Here is an 18,128-nt window from a genome sequence, read left to right on the forward strand (position 1 = left end):
GAAGACGTCTGCTCACGGCCTGACATCAGTCGATGTCGTGGCCGAGACGCGGCCGACTTTTTCAACGATATCCGCCATGAACTGCCGTCGCGATGCATATTAGTGAACGATCGAAATGGGCCGACAGCGGACCAGCAGCTTTCGGCCTCCGGAAAGCAAGAGCGGACGCGGCGCGACAGGTGCATTGTCTGGAGTTGACCGCCACAAGCCGACATTCTGGTGGGCATGGTTGACGCGACCCCAAAGAACCGGAAGATCGGCCTTGGGTCGGTTGACCTGGCCGAATATGATGGTGAAGCCTTGGAGGGACTCGGATGAAAGCCGGCCGCGTCGAGCGCAAACTCTCGGCGATCCTTGCGGCTGACGTCGCCGGGTACAGTCGGCTGATGGGCGCCGACGAGGAGGGTACCCTCAAGCACTTGAACAGCCATCGCCGTGAGCACCTCGATCCCTGTATTGCCAGGCATCGCGGCAGGATCGTCAAAACGACGGGCGACGGGCTGTTGGCGGATTTCGGCAGTGTCGTCGACGCGGTGCGCTGCGCCGTCGAGGTGCAGGCCGGCATGGCAGAACGCAATGCCGCCGTAGCAGCTGACGAACGGCTCGAATTCCGGATCGGCATCAATGTCGGCGACATCATCGAACAGGACGGTGACGTCTTCGGCGAGGGAGTCAACATCGCCGCGCGTCTGGAGAGGATCGCCGAGCCGGGCGGGATCTGCGTTTCCGCACGCGTGCAGGAAGATGCAGCGGGAAAGATCGGCCTGCGCTTCGAGGATATGGGCGAGCAGGCGCTGAAGAACATCGCCCGGCCGATCCGCGCCTATCGTTTGCGCCCGGATGGAGCAAAGCAGCTCGGCCCATCGCGTCCAACGGAGCGCCTGCCCGACAGGCCGGCGCTTGCGGTGTTGCCGTTCCAGAACATGAGCGGCGACCCGGAGCAAGATTACTTTGCCGACGGCATTGTCGAGGACATCATCACGGCGCTCAGCCGGTTCAAGTCGTTTGCGGTGATCGCCCGCAATTCGAGCTTCGTTTACAAAGGCAAGGCAATCGATGTGCGTCAGGTGGCCAGGGAGCTCGGAGTTCGCTACGTGCTCGAAGGCAGCGTGCGACGCTCCGGCGAGCGGCTGCGCATCACTGCACAGCTCATCGAGGCCGTATCCGGGGCGCATCTTTGGGCCGACAGATTCGATGGCGTCGTCGCAGACGTATTTGACGTGCAGGACCGCATTGCCGAAAGCGTGATCGGCGTCATAGAACCACAGATCCGACAGGCCGAAATCGAACGCTCCCGCAGGAAACGCCCGGAAAGCCTCGATGCCTACGATCTCTACCTGAGGGCACTGTCGAAGACTCACAGCGCGCGGCCCGAGGACAATGCCCAGGCTTTTGCGCTAATGATGGAAGCAGTCGCGCTCGAGCCGCACTACGCGCCGTTTCTGACCGGTGCCTGTTTTGCCCTTGAATTCCGCGTTGCCATGGGCTGGCCAGCGCTGACCGGCGACGACCGGGCAGCCTGTCTCGATCTGGTGCGCCGCGCACTCGCCGATCCGCAGGGCGATGCGACCGTGCTGGCGCAATGCGGCCTGACGCTGGCGACCCTGCGGGATTATGACCGGGGCATGCAGATCGTCGCCAATGCCGTCGAGGCGAACCCCAACAGCCAGTTTGTGCTGATGACCGCAGGTATCGCCGAATTCCATTGCGGAAATCTGGAGGACGCGCTCGCCCATAGTCGGCGCGCGATCCTGATGAGCCCGGGCGATCCGACGGTGCCGTGGGCCATGACCAATATTGCGCTGGTACATATGGCGCTCGGCAATTATGCCGAGGCGATGAAGGCCGCGGAGCGGTCAATGGCGATCAATGCGGGCCTCGATCCGAGCTACTGGACCTTGATCGCGGCAAATGCCCAGCTCGGCCGAATGGATGAGGCGCGACGATACCTGACAAAATTCCGGGCACTCGCGCCGGACGTCACGATCGCTAGGATCAGGGCAGGACTGCCGGAATACGATCCATCGCGCATGTCAGCGATCCTCGAGGGCTTGCGGATCGCAGGACTGGAAGAGGGCTAGCCACTGCGCCGATGAGACCCCGTGGCCGAGGTGCGATGCAGCTCCTCGGCGAGGGTGATTGCACAACTCCGAACGTCCATCGCCCATGACCGCTTTGCGTCCTCAAGGACTTAGGCGCGGTCTTTTTCAAGAGAATCGGTCAAAAGTTGACCTTCCCAAACGTCGGCTTGGCGGCAGCATGTTCGTCGTGAAAGACTTCTGGGCTGTGCCGTCCTATCCAAGGCTGCTTGAGCAACTGAACAATCGCCTCGGGCCCTACATGATTAGTGGGACGGGCACGGCAAAGGAGGCGCTCGACGCACTGGCACTCGATTGGGATGCGACGCTGCGGGACGACCGCTGCAACTAGCGGAACATAACGTGTCAAATATGCAGCGCGGGGCCGAGCGCCCTCGTCGCTGATTCCGGGAACGTCTTGCTACGGCTTGGATGCGCGACCATGCGCGCCGGACTGAGGGGTCGTCGGCGAGTCACGTACTGAACGTCTGCATATCGCGCGCAGAGCGCACCTTCGTGCCTGTTCGCTCGAATGTCTGCTTTTGGGATACGGCTATAGTCTCCTGAACCACCGACCTTGGGCGCAGATCTGCCGTTGGCACGCTGACCGCGGAGTCGCGTTCGGGTGGTAGATTGCCATAGCGCAAATCCGATGGCTCAGGCAGCTATCTAACCGGAACCACCAGGAGCGAGGAAGATCTCGCCCGCGCTTTCGACCAGCTCAGAAGATCGAGTTTGTGATTGATTTTATCGGACCGAGCAAGATCGATCCTTCAGGCACGCCGGCGTCGATCGGAATGGCTCTGCGGTTTGCTGTCGCCACCATCGGCTGGCCGATATCGGCCGTCACCACGACCGGGGTCTTGTTCGGCACACGGTCGTAGAGATCGATAATGTCCTGGTTCATCAGGCGAACACAGCCCGACGACACAGACTTGCCGATCGACCGCCATTCCGGCGAACCGTGCAAGCGGTAGAGCGTGTCCTGGTTGCCCTGGAAGAGATAGAGCGCCCGCGCGCCAAGCGGGTTCTTGAGCCCGCCCGACATGCCGCCATTATCGGCGCTGTACGGCTTCAACTCCGGCTGCCGCGCTATCATTTCGTCCGGCGGCGTCCATTTCGGCCATTTCTGCTTCCATTGGACCACGGCATCGCCCGACCATTCGAAGCCGGCGCGGCCGAGGCCGACACCGTAGCGGATAGCCTGGCCGCCCGGGCGCACCAGGTAGAGAAAGTGATTGGTGGTATCGACGACGATGGTGCCCGGCTGCTGCCCGGTCGGATCGTCAACGATCTGGCGCAGGAACTGTGGGTCGATCTTGTCGACCGGTATGGCCGGCAGCTCGAAGCCGCCATCCGACATCGGCCCATACATCGTCACGTAATCGCCGAGCGCCGGCTCGACATAGGTCGGCGGCGGCGGCTCGACCGGCTGTTGCGACAGCGTGGTGCAACTGGAGACCGCGACCGAGGCGGCGCCAAGGGCTGCCGCGTTGAGGAAACCGCGACGGCTAAGGCGCAGAGAGGACGATGGGGGTGTGAACATGATTGCCTTTTTTAAGTCTCAAATCGCAACAAAGCATGAATGCGTCCGGTTGCGCGCAGGTGCTCGAGCAATGCTCCGCGCGATAGGCGGTTCCAATTCTGGCCGCAGGGTGGACAAACAAAGGCAAAGCTGTGACTGGATCGTCACTGTTGCGCCGAGGCAACATGTCCGGCATCAACCCCCGGCCAGCAGACCTTCGAGTGAGGGCAAGATCAGGGCCGGTGGAAAGTCGCGATATTCCTCTGGCTGGTTCGTGCGGTTGATCCACACTGTCCTGAAGCCGAATTTGGTGGCGCCGGCGACGTCCCAGCGGTTCGATGACTGGAAGGAGACCGCGCCCGGATAGAGGCGCCAGCCGGTGGTGGCCATGTCGTAGACCGCCGGGTCGGTCTTGAAGCGCCTGACGCTGTCGACGGAAAAGATGGCGTCCAGAACCTGGTCGAGCGCGGCGGACTTGACGGCCGCCTCCAGCATTTCAGGCGAACCGTTGGACAGGATCGCCAGCCTTGCTCCCGATGCCTTCAGCGCCTTGAGCACCGCCGGGACCTCCGGATAGCAGTCCAGCCGCCAATAGGCCTCGAGCAGCTTCGCCCTCAGTCCGGCATCCGCGGATGGAACCTTGCGCAGGGCGAAGTCGAGGGCCTGCTCGGTGAGCTGCCAGAAATCGGCATAGGCTCCCATCAGCGTCCTGACCCAGGAATATTCCAGCTGCTTGGCGCGCCAGATCTCGGACAGCAACTGGCCGTCAGGCCCGATCTCGTCGGCGTGACGGCGCACGGCCGCATGCACGTCGAACAGCGTGCCATAGGCATCGAAAACGTAAGCCGCGAACTGCATTCGACAGTTTTGAGGCCGCGTAAGGCAAGGCGCAAGTGCTGATTGCAGTCCGCCAGCCCGCTGGCCTCAACAAATCTCAGCCAAGCCGGTTGACGGCGGCCGCCAAAGCATCTTCCAATGCAACGCAACAAGCATCGAACGGAACCTGGCAATGACACTGGCGACTGCGGCGCAATCCGCGACATGGACCTTCGTCGACGGCGACTGGTACGAGGGCAACGTTGCCATTCTAGGGCCGCGCAGCCACGCCATGTGGCTCGGCACCAGCGTGTTCGACGGCGCCCGCTGGTTCGAGGGCGTCGCTCCCGACCTCGATCGCCATGCAGCAAGGGTGAACGCCTCGGCGATCGCGCTCGGCCTGAAGCCGACGATGAGCACCGACAAGATCGTCAGCCTGACCTGGGACGGGCTGAAGAAGTTCGACGGCAACACGGCGGTCTACATCAGGCCGATGTATTGGGCCGAGCATGGCGGCTATATGGGCGTGCCGGCCGACCCGGCCTCGACGCGCTTTTGTCTTTGCCTCTACGAATCGCCGATGATCTCGCCGGCAGGTTTCTCGGTGACGGTGTCGCCGTTCCGGCGCCCGACCATCGAAACCATGCCGACCAACGCCAAGGCCGGCTGCCTTTATCCCAATAACGGCCGGGCCATCCTCGAAGCCAAGATGCGCGGCTTCGACAATGCGCTGGTGCTCGATATGCTGGGCAATGTCGCCGAGACCGGCACCTCGAATATTTTCCTGGTCAAGGACGGCCATGTCCTGACGCCGGCACCGAACGGCACCTTCCTCTCCGGCATCACCCGCGCGCGTACCATGGCCCTGCTGGGCGAATACGGGTTCACGACGACGGAAAAGACGCTGTCGATCCGCGACTTCCTCGAGGCGGACGAAATCTTCTCGACCGGAAACCACTCGAAAGTCGTACCGGTCACCCGCATCGAGGATCGCAATCTGCAGCCCGGACCGGTGGCCAAGAAGGCGCGCGAACTCTATTGGGAATGGGCGCATTCGACTTCGCCCGGCTGACCCGCTAAAAAGCGGCCGGCGCTTCGTTTCCGGAGTTGTTCCAGACCAATCCAGTCCTATGTTAGTCCGGTATCGACACCGGATTTTTCCTCGAGGGAGTACGACCGATGGCTTTTGAATTGCCCGCCTTGCCCTATGACTACGAGGCCTTGCAGCCTTACATGTCCAAGGAAACGCTGGAATATCACCACGACAAGCACCACAAGGCCTATGTCGACAACGGCAACAAGCTGGCCGCCGAAGCGGGCATGGGCGATTTGTCGGTCGAAGAGGCTGTCAAACAGTCCTTCGGCAAGAATGCGGGCCTCTTCAACAATGCCGCCCAGCACTACAATCACATCCATTTCTGGAAATGGATGAAGAAGGGCGGCGGCGGCAACAAGCTACCGGGTGCATTGCAAAAGGCGGTCGACAGCGATCTTGGCGGCTACGACAAGTTCAAGGCCGACTTCATCGCCGCCGGCACCACCCAGTTCGGTTCGGGCTGGGCCTGGGTCTCGGTCAAGGACGGCAAGCTGGCGATCTCGAAGACGCCGAACGGCGAGAACCCGCTCGTCCATGGCGCGACGCCGATCCTCGGCGTCGATGTCTGGGAGCATTCCTACTACATCGATTATCGCAACGCCCGGCCGAAATATCTCGAAGCCTTCGTCGACAGTCTCATCAACTGGGACTATGTGCTCGAACTCTACGAAAAGGCCTGATCCGTTCCAGAAAGCCCCGGCAGAACCGGGGCTTTTCTTTTTCAGCATCAGAACGACAGCTGCAAAAATTTCACGCAAGCGTGAGGCGAAGCGTCGGAATTTTTAAGCCATCCTTGCCGTTTGTCATTGGGGTGGGACCGCATCCTGAATTGCCTTCAACATGGAGCCAAGTGAATGAGAAAGCTTATCCTCGCCATTTCGATGCTCGCCTTCGCCGGTTCGGCGGCATTTGCCGACCCGGTCGCCGACCGGCAGGCCCTGATGAAGGAACGTGGCAAGATCGCCGCCGGCTTGTCGAAAGTGGTCAAGGGTGAAACGCCCTACGACGCCGCTTCGGTCTTGACGGCGTTGCAGGCGCTTGAGGCCAATGCCGAGAAATTCCATGCCGGCGTCCACACGCTTTTCCCGGCGGGCAGCGACACCGGCGACACCACGGCATCCCCAAAAATCTGGCAGGACATGGCGGGCTTCAAGACGGCTGAAGGCAAGTACCTCGCCGACGTCAAGGCAGCGGTCGCTGCGGCGCCGGCGGATGCCGAGGCGTTGAAGGCACAATTCAACACCATTGGCGGTGACTGCGGCACCTGCCACAAGAGCTACAGGGTGAAAAAAGGCTGACAGGGGCGATGCCCTTGCTGAAGAAGCTCGTCGGCGCCGCCCTCGTTCTGGGCGGCGCCGTCGCGATTGCCGGCTGGTTCCTGTCGGCTCCGGTCAGGCTCGATGCGGCAACTCTGGCTGAGCTTGGTCCTGGCGACGCCGCCAGGGGCAAGCGCATCTTCTACGCCGGCGGCTGCACATCCTGTCATGCCAAGCCCGGGTCGCAAGGCGACGCCCGTCTTCAGCTGGTCGGCGGCGTCGAGCTCAAGACGCCGTTCGGCATCTTCGTGCCGCCGAACATCTCGCAGGATACCAGGGACGGCATCGGCGCCTGGTCGGTTGAGGACTTTGCCAACGCCATGCTGAAGGGCGTGTCGCCGTCGGGCGAGCATCTTTATCCGGCATTTCCCTATACTTCCTACGCGCGCATGAAGCCGGCCGACATTGCCGATCTCTATGCATTCCTCAAGACGTTGCCCGCGGTCGGCGGCAAGGCGCCGGCCAATTCGCTGGGATTTCCATTCAACGTCCGACGCGGTCTTGGTCTGTGGAAGCTGCTCTATTTGAGTGACCAGCCGGTCGTTTCCTTTCCCGACGGCACATCGGATCCGGTGTTGACAGGCCGCTATCTGGTCGAAGGCCCCGGCCATTGCGGCGAATGCCACACGCCGCGGGACCTTGCCGGCGGCACCAGGAAGAGCCAATGGCTGGCAGGTGCGGCCGCCGCCGAAGGCAGCGGCATTGTACCGAACATCACGTCGGGCGAGGGCGGCATCGCCGACTGGTCCGAAGCCGACATGGTCAACTATCTCGAAACCGGCTTCACGCCGGACTTCGATACGGTCGGCGGCGCCATGGTCGACGTGCAACGCAACATGGCCGTGCTGACGCCGGAGGACCGCTCGGCGATCGCCGCCTATTTGAAAGCCGTGCCGCCGCATGCCAACGGCTATCCGGCGCGCAAGAAGCCGGCGAGCTGACAGCCGTTGCGTCAGCGGTCGCCGAGAAAGTCGAAGCCGGTTTCGAAGAAGTGATTGTAGTCGCAGGTCATTTCCTCGCCGGGCGCAATGTCGCGCAAGGCATAGGTCTCCTCAGGTTGCGAGACGTCGCAATTCGGGTCGTCGGCATGGTTCATGTAGCGCGCATCGTCGGCTTCGAAGACGATGTAGTTCGGGTCGCGCCGGTCCGGGTAGGCGTAGCGGTCGAGATAGGTTTTCACCGGCCCGGTTTCCCGTTCGTAGGCCACCACCTCGATGCGCCGGTCGTATTTCGGGTCGAGCTTCCAGACCAGCGTGCCGCGGGGAATGTGGTTTTTGGCAAAGACGCCGATGCCCTGGATGGGCGATTTGTCGAGATAGACATCGACGAGCAACATGGCAGATCCCTGGGTGATTGAGTGTTGGCGGCGGTTGTGAAAAGGCCGCGCACTGGGTAGCGCGCGACCTTTGCAATTGCGAGCGGAAAATCAGCTGTGCCTGCCCAGTATCCGAAGCCTCATACGGGGTCGCCTGTCGAGACCCTAGCGCTGTTGCAACGCAAGCCGGATGCCCAAGGCGCAATAGATGCCGCCGACAGCCTTGCCTTGCCATCTCAGCACCGTCGGGTTTCGGCGCAGGAAAGCGCCGAGGCCGCCCGCACCCACGGCGAAAACCACCGTGCTGACGAGGCCCAACAGAACAAAGATCACGCCCAATGTCGCCAGTTGAAGCATCACCGATCCGTTTTCAGGCCGCACGAACTGCGGAAGAAATGCAAGGAAGAAAAGCGCGGTCTTGGGGTTAAGAACCTCGGTCAAAACAGCCTGCCGAAATGCTTTGGCAGCGGGGATCGCAAGTGCGCCCGCGGCCGGATAGGCAGGCGTTTTCTCGATGATCGCGCGAATGCCGAGATAAATGAGGTAGGCTGCGCCGATGTACTTCACTATGCTGAAAAGCGCCGCCGACGTGGCAATGATTGCCGAAATGCCGACGATCGCCATGACGGTGTGAGCCACGTCGCCGGCCGCGATCCCCGCGCCGGTCGCGATGCCAACCCTGGTTCCGGAACTGGTAGCCCGCGCCACGGTCAAAAGGGTGGCAGGACCCGGGATGAAGACAAAGCCAAGCACAACCGCGACATACGCAATCAATGTGGTGAGATCGATCATTGGTGGGCGTCTCCGCAACTCTGACCGCGAATGAAAGCCACGTCTCGGAACGGAAGGCAATGACCGCTCACCCCCGGGTGTTCACGCCGCAAGCCCGGCCTTGCCTGTCACCTTGAGCGCGAAGGCGTAGGTGAAGGCGATTTCCTCCAGCCTCGAAAACCGGCCGGAGGCGCCGGCATGGCCCGAATCCATGTTGATCTTGAACAGCACCGGATTCTCACCTGTCTTACGGTCGCGCAGCCGTGCCACCCATTTGGCCGGCTCCCAGTAGGTGACGCGCGGGTCGGTCAGGCCGGCCAGCGCCAGGATCGGCGGATAGTCGAGTGCGGCGACATTGTCGTAGGGCGAGTACGCGGCGATGGTCCGGTAATCCTCCGCCGAGGCGATCGGATTGCCCCATTCCGGCCATTCCGGCGGCGTCAGCGGCAGGCTGGCGTCGAGCATGGTGGTGAGCACGTCGACGAAGGGAACCTCGGCGACGATGCCGCCGAAGCATTGCGGCGCCATGTTGGCGACCGCGCCTATCAGCAGGCCGCCGGCCGAACCGCCTTGCGCGACGATGCGATCATGGGCGGTGTAGCGTTCAACGACGAGGTGCTCGGCGACCGCGATGAAATCGGTGAACGTGTTCATCTTGTTCGCGCGCTTGCCGTCGTCGTACCAGCCATAGCCCTTGTCCTTGCCACCGCGAACATGGGCTATCGCGTAGACAAAGCCGCGGTCGACCAGCGAAAACAGATTGGTGTTGAACGCGGCCGGCACGGTGATGCCATAAGAGCCGTAGCCGTAAAGCAGGCAAGGGGCGGACCCGTCGAGCGGCGTGTCGCGGTGGTGGAGGAGCGAGATCGGCACCAGTTCGCCGTCGGCGGCAGGCGCCATCAGCCGGCGCGTGACATAGTGCTCCGGGTCATGGCCGGACGGCACTTCCTGGGTCTTGAGCAGCACCCGCTCGCGGGTGCGTATGTTGTAGTCGAAGACCTGCGCCGGGGTCGTCATCGACGAATAGGAAAAGCGCATGATCTCGCTGTCGTATTCGTAGGAGCCGGACAGGCCGAGCGAGAAGGCTTCCTCGTCGAAGGAGATCAGGTGCTCCTCGCCACTCTTGCGGTCGCGCACGACGATGCGCGGCAGGCCTTCTTTGCGCTCGAGCCGGACCATGTGGTCTTTGAAGCCGATCACCGAAAGGATCAGCCGGCCCGCTTCGTGCGGCACCAGTTCCTGCCAGTTGGCGCGCACCGGATCATGGGCCGGCGCCGTCATGATCTTGAAGTCCTTGGCGCCGTCGGCATTGGTGAGGATGAAGAAGATGTCGCCGCCTTCCTCGAGCTCGTACTGCAGGCCGGTCTGGCGCGCTGCAACCTGCTTCGGCTCCGCGAACGGATCGTTGGCGCTCATGATGCGGTATTCCGAGGTCTCGTGATCGTTGATGCCGATCATGATCCACTCGTTGGAGCGCGTGCCGCCGACATCCATGAAGAAGCCGGGATCGGTTTCCTCGTAGATCAGCCGGTCGTTTTCAGGATTGTCGCCAAGCGCATGGAACAGCACTTTGGAAGGGCGGTGGTTGGGGTCGAGGCGGGTGTAGAAAAAACCGTCATTGCCGGCATCCCACACACCGCCACCGCCGGTGTCCGGGACCCTGTCCGCCAGATCGTTGCCGCCGGCCAGATCGCGGACGCGCAGCGTGTAGAATTCGGAACCCTTGTCGTCGAAGGCCCAGAGCAGCTTGCGGTGGTCGTCCGAATGATCGACGCCGCCCAGACGGAAATAGGGCTTGCCCTCGGCCTCGGCATCGCCGTCGAGCAACATCTGCTTGTCGCCGCCGTCGCGCGCCGTGCGGAAATAACGCGGCTGCTGGCCGCCAAGCTTGAAGGAGGAGCCGTAGGCGTAAGGCCCGTCCTTCATCGGCACGGAAGAATCGTCTTCCTTGATGCGTCCCTTCATTTCCGCAAAAAGCTGCTTCTGTAGTTGGACCGTATCGGCCATCAGCATCGCCTGGTAAGCATTCTCGGCTTCGAGGTGGGCGCGGATTTGGCCGTCGAGCAGGGACGGATCCCTGAACATCTCTTGCCAATTAGTGGCCCTCAGCCAGGCATAGTCGTCCCTCCGCGTCATGCCGTGATGCGTGTCGAGGATCGGCCGCTTCTCCGGCTGCGGTGGGGTGGCGGTCGGAAACGTGGCGGTCGGAAACACTGGGGTTCTGGTCATTGCGTCTCGCTGCGGAAGTTACTTGAATGGCGAATGAACACGCCGATCAGCGCGGGTTCAACGGCTGCGATCTGTTGTCGTGGTGCTTGGAGAGGATGGGCTGGAGGAGAGGACAAGAACATTTTTTCCCGGACTGCCGCAGTCCTCGCCATCGCTGCGATGACCCTGGCCAATACCAGTCGATCTCATGCAACCGCCTTCGCGGCTTGGCAAGTGGCCAACTGGGTCTACGGAAGATACGTCACCCCCTCTCAGTGACGCAGCACGCCCGTTACGGCCGACGGCTCACGAGCAACAGTAACGCTTCGCAACCTATGATTTTACTGAATCCGCCGATCGGCCGGGCTGTAACGCTGCCGATAGGATCAAGCATTGAGCTCTATTTACCTGCTGCCGTCTGTGTAATGGCTGCTTGCCGCGGCGTCAGTCGATGCTGGTCTGACCAGAGAAAACGACAAAGTTACACTCTGCACGAAAGAGTGAAGCTGAATATGGAAGATTTGACTTGTACCGCTGAATAGACGGAAAGAAGCGAATTGACTTACTTGGCGCCCCGGCCCATTAAGATGCCGCGACGCGAATCGCGGAGGCTTTTTCCTGCACAAGTTCGCGCGATGCCCAACCTATCAAAACGGGCGCAAACAGAAACAATTCTCGTTGGGGCCTGAACGCCATGGATATTACCGAAACACCTTCCAGAAACAGCGACGCGCTGATCGAGCTCACCGCCGACGTGGTGGCCGCCTATGTCAGCAACAATCCCGTGCAGGTCGGCGAACTGCCGAACCTCATCGCCGACGTCCATGCCGCTCTCGGGCGCGTCGGCGGGGCCGCCGAGCAGCCGGCTGCCGACAAGCAGAAGCCGGCGGTAAATCCGAAACGGTCAGTGCATGACGACTACATCATCTGTCTCGAAGACGGCAAGAAGTTCAAGTCGCTCAAGCGTCACTTGATGACCCACTATGATCTCACGCCCGACCAGTATCGTGAAAAGTGGAATCTGGACCCGAGCTACCCGATGGTTGCGCCCAACTACGCGGCCGCCCGTTCGCAGCTCGCCAAAAAGATGGGTCTCGGCCGCAAGCCCAAGGGACGCTGACAAGCGGCTCTTCCGGTTTGACACTCAAGCGGCGCCTGCGGGCGCCGTTTTCGCATTGTGGGGTGATCAAGCTCGGGCCGCCAGTTCTTCATACCGCCGGCAACTGCCGTGCGATCAGGCGGTCTGCTTCAGCGCTGCTTCGGCGTCACGCTTGATGCGCTTGACCATCGAGCGAAGACCATTGGCGCGCTGCGGCGACAGGTGCTCGTCAAGTCCGAGCGCCTTTAGCGTTGCCTCCGCGTCGGTCCTCTGGATTTCGCTGGCGGGCCGTCCCGAAAACAGCACCAGCATGATGGCGACCAGGCCGCGCACGATATGGGCGTCGGAATCGCCCTTGAAGGTGATAACGGGATCGGCGCCTTCGCCCTGTTCGGTGGTCAGCCAGACCTGGCTGACGCAGCCGGGCACCTTGTTGGCTTGCGTGCGTTGCTCGTCGGGAAACGGCGGCAGCGCTTCACCCAGTTCAATCACATAACGATAGCGGTCTTCCCACTCGTCAAGCAGGGAAAAGTCGTCGCGGATGGTCTGGATCGTTGTCGTCATTTCCCCGGATATAGTCATCCGGCGCTGCCACGTCACGAAAAAAGAGGAGAAACGCCGCAGGCGCCGGGCGCGGGGAGCCTTGCGGTCTGGCGATGAATTCGGCCGAAAAAAAACGTCTCATTTCTTCGCCGGCAAGTGCAGTTTCGCCGGCAGATCGACTTTCGCCGGCAAGACGATTTCGGGCACGCTGCCGGTGGTCGTCACCGTATCGGGTTCAGCGGCCTTGTCGTCCAGCATGGCAGCCGCGATCTTGGCGGTCTCCTTTGCCCGGGCGGTGATGGTGTGCATTGCCGATTTGCCGGTTTCGCACACGTCCGGCTTGCGCTCGCAGATGCCGGCGATGTCGCCCACGGCTTCGCGCGCGGCAAACAGCGCCTGGAGCGGCCCGACGCTTTCGCGGCCCGCATCATCGGCGCCGACACCCATCGGCAGCGCCAGAAGCACCAGCGAAAACCAGAAAGCAGCTCTTATCAGGAAGCCCATCTGTCTGTCCTCTATGACGGTCATGCATCGGAACCGCACAACCCGTGTACCGCGATACTGGCACAGACGCACAAAGGACGGCTTGTCCCGAAAGCAACAGTTTTCCTCAAATTTTAGGCAGATTCGAAACGAAGCGTTTTGAAGTTCATTTGCCTCGAACGGCTCGGATTTTGTTCAGCAATTGATAACCATCCAACCTGTTGTTTTTTCGTGGACATTTTCTTAATCGGCGACAGTTTGATGCCGGCGGCCGCAGGTCCAGGCGCGGGCGGCCCGGATAACGCTCCGTTTACTATGGCGGCAGTTGCCCCGGTTTTTCCCCGCCGGTATCCCGATATTTGCAGCCGGCCGGGGGACGATCGGCCCAGCCTTATCCATTCCTTAAACGCTGGATGCGAGTTTCGAATCGACAAAAGCCGCCTGCAAAGCGGGGCCGTTCACGACCGGGTGCGTTGAGTTGAGTGCGATCAAGGCCAGATACGCCGAGTTGCCGGGCGCAATAGCCGCCGGTTGCGAACGGATGGTTCATCCGTCCGTCCTCGGCCAGGGCGACCGTCGTCGTCATAGCCGGTTCATTGGCGTCATGCTGGCGGCTCCTTTCTTCAGCGCAGGTGCAGCGGTGACGCTGGTCACGTCGGGCATGGGTGCGGCCGTGACCGTGGCTGCGATCTTTGCGGCGTTTGGCCTTTGCTGGTTCGCCGCCCTGCTGGTGGCTGCATCGGGCAAGATGACCCTGGCCGGCAAACTCGCCTTGGTCGTCGCCAGTGTTGCCCTAGGTGCCCTTATCGTTGCTGCCGGCGGTCTGGCATCGCCGGTTGCCGTGCTTGCGGTAGCGTTGACGTTTGAAGCCTGGTGGATCGGCCAGTCGCGCCATGCCGTGATCTGGGGCGCCATATCGGCCCTTGTCGCAGTCCTGCTGCAGCCTTTTGCCGGTTCCGTCTTGCCGCTCGGCCAGACCGAACTCGCCGCATGGCACTGGCTGGTACCACTGGCCTGGGCGCTCACTCTCATTCCGCGTGTCGCTCCACTTCGTGGCGCCGCCAGCGCTCAGCTCGATCCGGCCGGCAGTCAACGGCTCGAAGACCTGATCGACGCCGTCGTGCTTCGAATCGCTGCGCATGGTGAGGTTCTGGACGCCTCGGCTAAGGCACGCACTATGCTGAGGCTGCCGCCGGAGCTGCTTTTCGCCACCGGACTTTTCGATCGCATCCATCTGTCCGACCGCGTCCCGTATCTCAGTGCGCTGGCCGATATGCGCGATGGCGCCCTGTCGCGCCGGCTCGACCTTCGCGTCCGGCTGCCGCAGAACAGCGGGGTGACGGCCGACAACTACCGGCCGTTTTCGCTCGAGATGATGCGCGCACCGGGGCAGGAGACTGTCTTCACGCTTCTTCTGCGCGAGAACGATGAACTGGCCGGACTGCGCCAGGAGCTTGCCGCAGCCAATGAGGCGGCTGCCTCCGCCGAGGTGGCGAAAGGACGCTTCCTTGCCGTTGTCAGCCACGAGCTGCGCACCCCGCTCAATGCCATCATCGGCTTTTCCGATATGCTGCTGCACGAGATGTTCGGCAGCTTCAAGGATCCGCGCCAGAAGGAATATGTCGGGCTGGTCAGGGATTCAGGCCAGCACCTGCTTGCCGTCGTCACCTCGATACTCGACGTATCGCGGATCGAATCGGGCGCCTACGCGACCGAACCGGAACCGTTCCGCTTCCGCGAAGCGGTCGAGATGTGCCAGTCGATGATGCGCCTGCAAGCCGAGGCAAAGGCCATCGATCTGCAGGCCCAGATCGCGCCGGACGCAGGCGAAATAAATGCCGACCGTCGCGCCGTGCAGCAGATCCTGATCAATCTCGTCTCCAACGCGATCAAGTTCACGCCCGAAGGCGGCAATGTCGTCATCGGCGCCAAGCGGATCGGCTCGCGGCTGCATTTCTGGGTCCGGGACACCGGCATCGGCATCGCCGAGGAAGATTTCGCCAATCTCGGCAAGCCGTTCATGCAGATCCAGAACGACTATACCCGCCGTTTCGAAGGCACCGGGCTCGGGCTTTCGCTGGTGAAGGGGCTGGTGGCGCTGCACGACGGCACAATGTCGATCGAAAGCATGCCGGGCGAGGGCACCACGGTGACGATCAGCCTTCCCGTGAGCGGCCCGACGGGCCGCTCGGCGGAGAAGACCGGCGTGGTGCCGATGTCCGCGGCCAAACTCAGAGCGGACGGTGGCAAGGGGGAGAGCAATGGGTCGCTCCGCAAAACAGCCTAAGGCGGTCAAACGCCGCGGCAATGCCTTCGAGCACGGAGCGATGGCGCTGGGCAGCCTGATCTCGCGCAATCCTGTTGTGGTCGGCGGCTCCACCGCATTCCTGGTAACGCTGTTCTACGTCTCGGCGAACGCTCTCTGGTACCAGCCCTTTCCGCATGCCGGCGCGTTTTTCGCCACCAGGAGCATCGAGCGCTTTCCGCGGGCGGACAGCGACGAGCCAGAAACCACCATCAATATCGTGCGTCCGGCTGCTGCGCCGATCAAGAGCGACCCGGTCGTCGAGCAGGTCCAGGGCATCTTGAAGGATCTCGATTTCTATTCTGGCACCGTCGACGGTATTCCCGGACCGAATACGCGCAAGGCCATCCAGGCCTATCAGCAGAAGGTCGGACTGAATGCCTCCGGCGAGATCGACGGCGTCCTGCTGGATCAACTGGGCGCCACGCCGAAGACCGCGGCCGTGGTTCCGCATCCCGTGCCGCGGCCGGCCGAAACGGCCGCTGCTCCGGCCGCCATTCCGGTATCCGCACCGGCAAATGCGGCAGCGCAAACGCCTGATCCCCGCATCGTCAAGATCCAGGCCGGACTGAAGGCCTTCGGTAATGACGACATGCAATTGGACGGCGTCGTCGGCGCACGCACCAAGGCCGCGATCAAGGAATTCCAGGCGCTGTTCGGCCTGCCCGAGACCGGCGAACCAGACGAGATCGTCTACGTCAAGATGCGCGAGATCGGCCTGACCAACTGAGGGTCGTGACGGTCGCTCGGCGCTCGGCTCGGCAAAGACCGTTTACGGTCTTCCGGCCGATGCTGTAAGGACCGCCGCATGTCCAGGAATTCTCCATGCGGGTAACCACCGATCTGTGGGTGTCGGCGCTGTTGCGCCGGGTTTTCAGCGCCGGCGGCTTTGCCGCCGTGGTCAAGCGCGGCGCGACGGAGGCCGGTGCGGTTTTCGTGCTGGCGCGTGGCAGGCTGGGAGAGATGGCGCTGTTCGGGCCGGCGCCGCAGACGAGCTACGATTCGGCCAGGCCGGACGACCGCTTTTTCAGCCTGCTTGGCGAAGGTGACGATGCCGCCATCTTCGACGCGCGGCTGGAGCGCGAGAAGAAATTCGATCCGGATATCTGGGTGATCGAGATCGAGGCGGGGGGCATTCCCGTCGAGGAGCTTATCTCGGTCAAGGTCTCGTAACGGCAAACCTTCAGATGCGACGCGCCTTTGGGATGGCGGTTACATCGGCGCTGTTCGGCTTGCGCAGGTCGGCATTTGCAGCGACGCGCCCAGGCTTGCGAACAATTTTCGACACGGTGTCGGCCTTCCAGCCGCGGAGCCTGTCCAGCGCCGCGTCGCGGTGCAGCAGGCGGTAGCGGTCGAGGAAGATGCGGATCGCCTGCGGGTGCGGAAACGCGCTCGGATAGATGGCGGCCGTGATCAGGAACGCCTTGTCTTCGCTGAGGTCGAGCGCGCGCAAGGCGGCCAGCAGCGGTGTGTAGTTGTGGCTCGCGGTAAGCGTCCGCGCTGTTGAAAAATCGACTTCGAGCGCATCGGCGAGCGCTGTCTGGAAGAATGCCGCATTGCCGGTCAGCGCGGTCTCGCGCAGCTTGACGTAGATTTGCGGCTCGACGAACGGACCGATGGCGGTGCCGCTCTCGGCGCGCATCATGGATCGCAGCCGGCGGCGCACCGTTTCGGCGGCGGCATCGGAAGCCTCTTGCCTGTCGGCACCGGCCACAACCGCTTCGGCGTTTTCGGACGCGGCGTTGGCAGTCGCCTCGGGCTGTTGCGAGCGCACCAGCGTCGGCCTTTCGAGCACTTTGATGAGATCCGCGATCGTTTGATTGAGATCCTTGCGGCGGGCAATGGCACGGGCATGCGGCAGGCCGTGACGCCCGATCAGCGCGATCAGGTCGACGTCGCTGAGGGCGCGCGAGCGGATGAGCAGCGGAGCGGCGATGTCGACCCGCTCCTGGCAAAGCCGCCGCACCAGCGCGGCGGGTGCATATTCGCATTCGGAAAGGGCTGCCGCGACGTAGCGGCGCGATTCGACCGAGACATTGTCGAACAGCGGCAGCGTCAGGTCTTCGAGTTGCGCGATCTCCCGGCGCGAAGGGCGGGTGAGCGAACAGAACGCCGACACCGCGGCGCGGAACAGCCTTTCGGCCTTTCCTGATTCAGCTCCTGCTGCGATTTGCCTGAAATCCGAAGCTGACACGAAGGATACGCCCGACACTCGACACGATCTGGACAGCGCTCTGCCGGGCTGTACCGGTTTCGCGTTTGCCAAGAACAAAGATCAATTTAGCGGCGATCCGTTAGCGCTCCGTTAACCTACTGCCTTCTTAATCGGCTATGGAGGCGTTGCGTTGTGCTCCGGGGCAACCGAGAGGAATACGCGAACCATGGGCATGGTACTGTCTTTCGTGCCGCGAACGGCGGCAACCAATCGAGCACAACAAGCCGCACCGGCGGCAGTGATCATCTTTCCCGGGGTGCGCTACGAGCAGCGGCCGCTGACGGGCGAAACGCGGCCGGCCGGCCCCGACAAGCCGGGACCTTCGGGAACATTGCCGGTACCGCATCACTGAGTGTCG

At 62.4% G+C, this 18,128-nt stretch carries 18 protein-coding genes and 1 pseudogene; 11 read left to right on the plus strand and 8 right to left on the minus strand.

Features of this window, described 5'->3' with window-relative positions; genetic code table 11:
• Nucleotides 1-314: 314 nt before the first annotated feature.
• Together AC0L2P_RS30105 and AC0L2P_RS30110 are read left to right on the plus strand one after the other, a co-directional pair.
• On the plus strand, nucleotides 315-2,081 hold the full coding sequence (locus AC0L2P_RS30105) for an adenylate/guanylate cyclase domain-containing protein (protein ID WP_473506654.1): 1,767 nt from the start codon (nucleotides 315-317) through the stop codon (nucleotides 2,079-2,081).
• Between the two features lie 175 nt (nucleotides 2,082-2,256).
• Nucleotides 2,257-2,430 (plus strand): annotated as a pseudogene (locus AC0L2P_RS30110) (carbohydrate ABC transporter substrate-binding protein); the annotation flags it as partial.
• A gap of 369 nt (nucleotides 2,431-2,799) precedes the next feature.
• Here the strand turns inward: AC0L2P_RS30110 and AC0L2P_RS30115 are convergent.
• Both AC0L2P_RS30115 and AC0L2P_RS30120 read right to left on the minus strand, forming a co-directional pair.
• Complete coding sequence (locus AC0L2P_RS30115) at nucleotides 2,800-3,624, minus strand: L,D-transpeptidase (RefSeq protein ID WP_473506656.1); 825 nt, start codon at nucleotides 3,622-3,624, stop codon at nucleotides 2,800-2,802.
• A gap of 174 nt (nucleotides 3,625-3,798) precedes the next feature.
• On the minus strand, nucleotides 3,799-4,461 hold the full coding sequence (locus tag AC0L2P_RS30120) for a haloacid dehalogenase type II (protein WP_473506658.1): 663 nt from the start codon (nucleotides 4,459-4,461) through the stop codon (nucleotides 3,799-3,801).
• A 151-nt stretch (nucleotides 4,462-4,612) separates the two neighbouring features.
• Between AC0L2P_RS30120 and AC0L2P_RS30125 the strand changes: the two genes are divergently transcribed.
• The 4 genes from AC0L2P_RS30125 to AC0L2P_RS30140 all read left to right on the plus strand — a co-directional run bounded on the left by AC0L2P_RS30125 (nucleotide 4,613) and on the right by AC0L2P_RS30140 (nucleotide 7,772).
• Entirely contained in the window at nucleotides 4,613-5,491 is an 879-nt protein-coding gene (locus AC0L2P_RS30125; protein ID WP_473506660.1) for a branched-chain amino acid aminotransferase, read from the plus strand.
• Between the two features lie 107 nt (nucleotides 5,492-5,598).
• A complete protein-coding gene (locus AC0L2P_RS30130) occupies nucleotides 5,599-6,195 on the plus strand; it encodes a superoxide dismutase (protein ID WP_023677850.1) in 597 nt (198 codons plus the stop codon).
• 174 nt (nucleotides 6,196-6,369) lie between these two features.
• A complete protein-coding gene (locus tag AC0L2P_RS30135) occupies nucleotides 6,370-6,813 on the plus strand; it encodes a c-type cytochrome (RefSeq protein ID WP_473506662.1) in 444 nt (147 codons plus the stop codon).
• Nucleotides 6,814-6,821: 8 nt separating this feature from the next.
• A complete protein-coding gene (locus AC0L2P_RS30140; RefSeq protein ID WP_473506664.1) occupies nucleotides 6,822-7,772 on the plus strand; it encodes a cytochrome c in 951 nt (316 codons plus the stop codon).
• Nucleotides 7,773-7,783: 11 nt separating this feature from the next.
• On the opposite strand, the gene AC0L2P_RS30145 is transcribed toward AC0L2P_RS30140, so the two are convergent.
• The 3 genes from AC0L2P_RS30145 to AC0L2P_RS30155 form a co-directional block, all read right to left on the minus strand.
• Nucleotides 7,784-8,167, minus strand: a complete 384-nt coding sequence (locus tag AC0L2P_RS30145; protein WP_473506666.1) for an SET domain-containing protein — start codon at nucleotides 8,165-8,167, stop codon at nucleotides 7,784-7,786.
• A 144-nt stretch (nucleotides 8,168-8,311) separates the two neighbouring features.
• Nucleotides 8,312-8,938 (minus strand): LysE family translocator, encoded by a 627-nt coding sequence (locus AC0L2P_RS30150; RefSeq protein ID WP_473506668.1) that lies wholly within the window; start codon nucleotides 8,936-8,938, stop codon nucleotides 8,312-8,314.
• A gap of 81 nt (nucleotides 8,939-9,019) precedes the next feature.
• Complete coding sequence (locus tag AC0L2P_RS30155) at nucleotides 9,020-11,146, minus strand: S9 family peptidase (protein ID WP_473506669.1); 2,127 nt, start codon at nucleotides 11,144-11,146, stop codon at nucleotides 9,020-9,022.
• A gap of 673 nt (nucleotides 11,147-11,819) precedes the next feature.
• On the opposite strand from AC0L2P_RS30155, the gene AC0L2P_RS30160 reads away from it, so the two are divergent.
• Nucleotides 11,820-12,245, plus strand: coding sequence for a Ros/MucR family transcriptional regulator (locus AC0L2P_RS30160; RefSeq protein ID WP_473506671.1), 426 nt, complete (start codon nucleotides 11,820-11,822; stop codon nucleotides 12,243-12,245).
• Nucleotides 12,246-12,359: 114 nt separating this feature from the next.
• Here AC0L2P_RS30160 and AC0L2P_RS30165 read toward each other — a convergent pair whose 3' ends face one another.
• Nucleotides 12,360-12,788, minus strand: a complete 429-nt coding sequence (locus tag AC0L2P_RS30165; RefSeq protein ID WP_473506707.1) for a SufE family protein — start codon at nucleotides 12,786-12,788, stop codon at nucleotides 12,360-12,362.
• 117 nt (nucleotides 12,789-12,905) lie between these two features.
• On the minus strand, nucleotides 12,906-13,271 hold the full coding sequence (locus AC0L2P_RS30170; protein ID WP_473506708.1) for a DUF5330 domain-containing protein: 366 nt from the start codon (nucleotides 13,269-13,271) through the stop codon (nucleotides 12,906-12,908).
• Between the two features lie 520 nt (nucleotides 13,272-13,791).
• Between AC0L2P_RS30170 and AC0L2P_RS30175 the strand changes: the two genes are divergently transcribed.
• From AC0L2P_RS30175 to AC0L2P_RS30185, 3 genes are all read left to right on the plus strand, one after another.
• Complete coding sequence (locus tag AC0L2P_RS30175) at nucleotides 13,792-15,537, plus strand: sensor histidine kinase (protein ID WP_473506710.1); 1,746 nt, start codon at nucleotides 13,792-13,794, stop codon at nucleotides 15,535-15,537.
• Nucleotides 15,512-16,285, plus strand: coding sequence for a peptidoglycan-binding domain-containing protein (locus AC0L2P_RS30180; RefSeq protein WP_473506673.1), 774 nt, complete (start codon nucleotides 15,512-15,514; stop codon nucleotides 16,283-16,285). The genes AC0L2P_RS30175 and AC0L2P_RS30180 overlap by 26 nt, the downstream gene beginning before the upstream one ends.
• 95 nt (nucleotides 16,286-16,380) lie before the next feature.
• Nucleotides 16,381-16,728, plus strand: a complete 348-nt coding sequence (locus tag AC0L2P_RS30185) for a DUF1491 family protein (RefSeq protein WP_473506675.1) — start codon at nucleotides 16,381-16,383, stop codon at nucleotides 16,726-16,728.
• A gap of 10 nt (nucleotides 16,729-16,738) precedes the next feature.
• On the opposite strand, the gene AC0L2P_RS30190 is transcribed toward AC0L2P_RS30185, so the two are convergent.
• Nucleotides 16,739-17,749 carry a hypothetical protein gene (locus tag AC0L2P_RS30190; RefSeq protein WP_473506677.1) on the minus strand — a complete coding sequence of 337 codons (1,011 nt, stop codon included), beginning with the start codon at nucleotides 17,747-17,749 and terminating at the stop codon, nucleotides 16,739-16,741.
• Between the two features lie 187 nt (nucleotides 17,750-17,936).
• On the opposite strand from AC0L2P_RS30190, the gene AC0L2P_RS30195 reads away from it, so the two are divergent.
• Complete coding sequence (locus tag AC0L2P_RS30195; protein ID WP_023677835.1) at nucleotides 17,937-18,122, plus strand: hypothetical protein; 186 nt, start codon at nucleotides 17,937-17,939, stop codon at nucleotides 18,120-18,122.
• The last annotated feature ends 6 nt before the right edge of the window (nucleotides 18,123-18,128 follow it).

Source organism: Mesorhizobium sp. WSM4836, assembly GCF_055811815.1.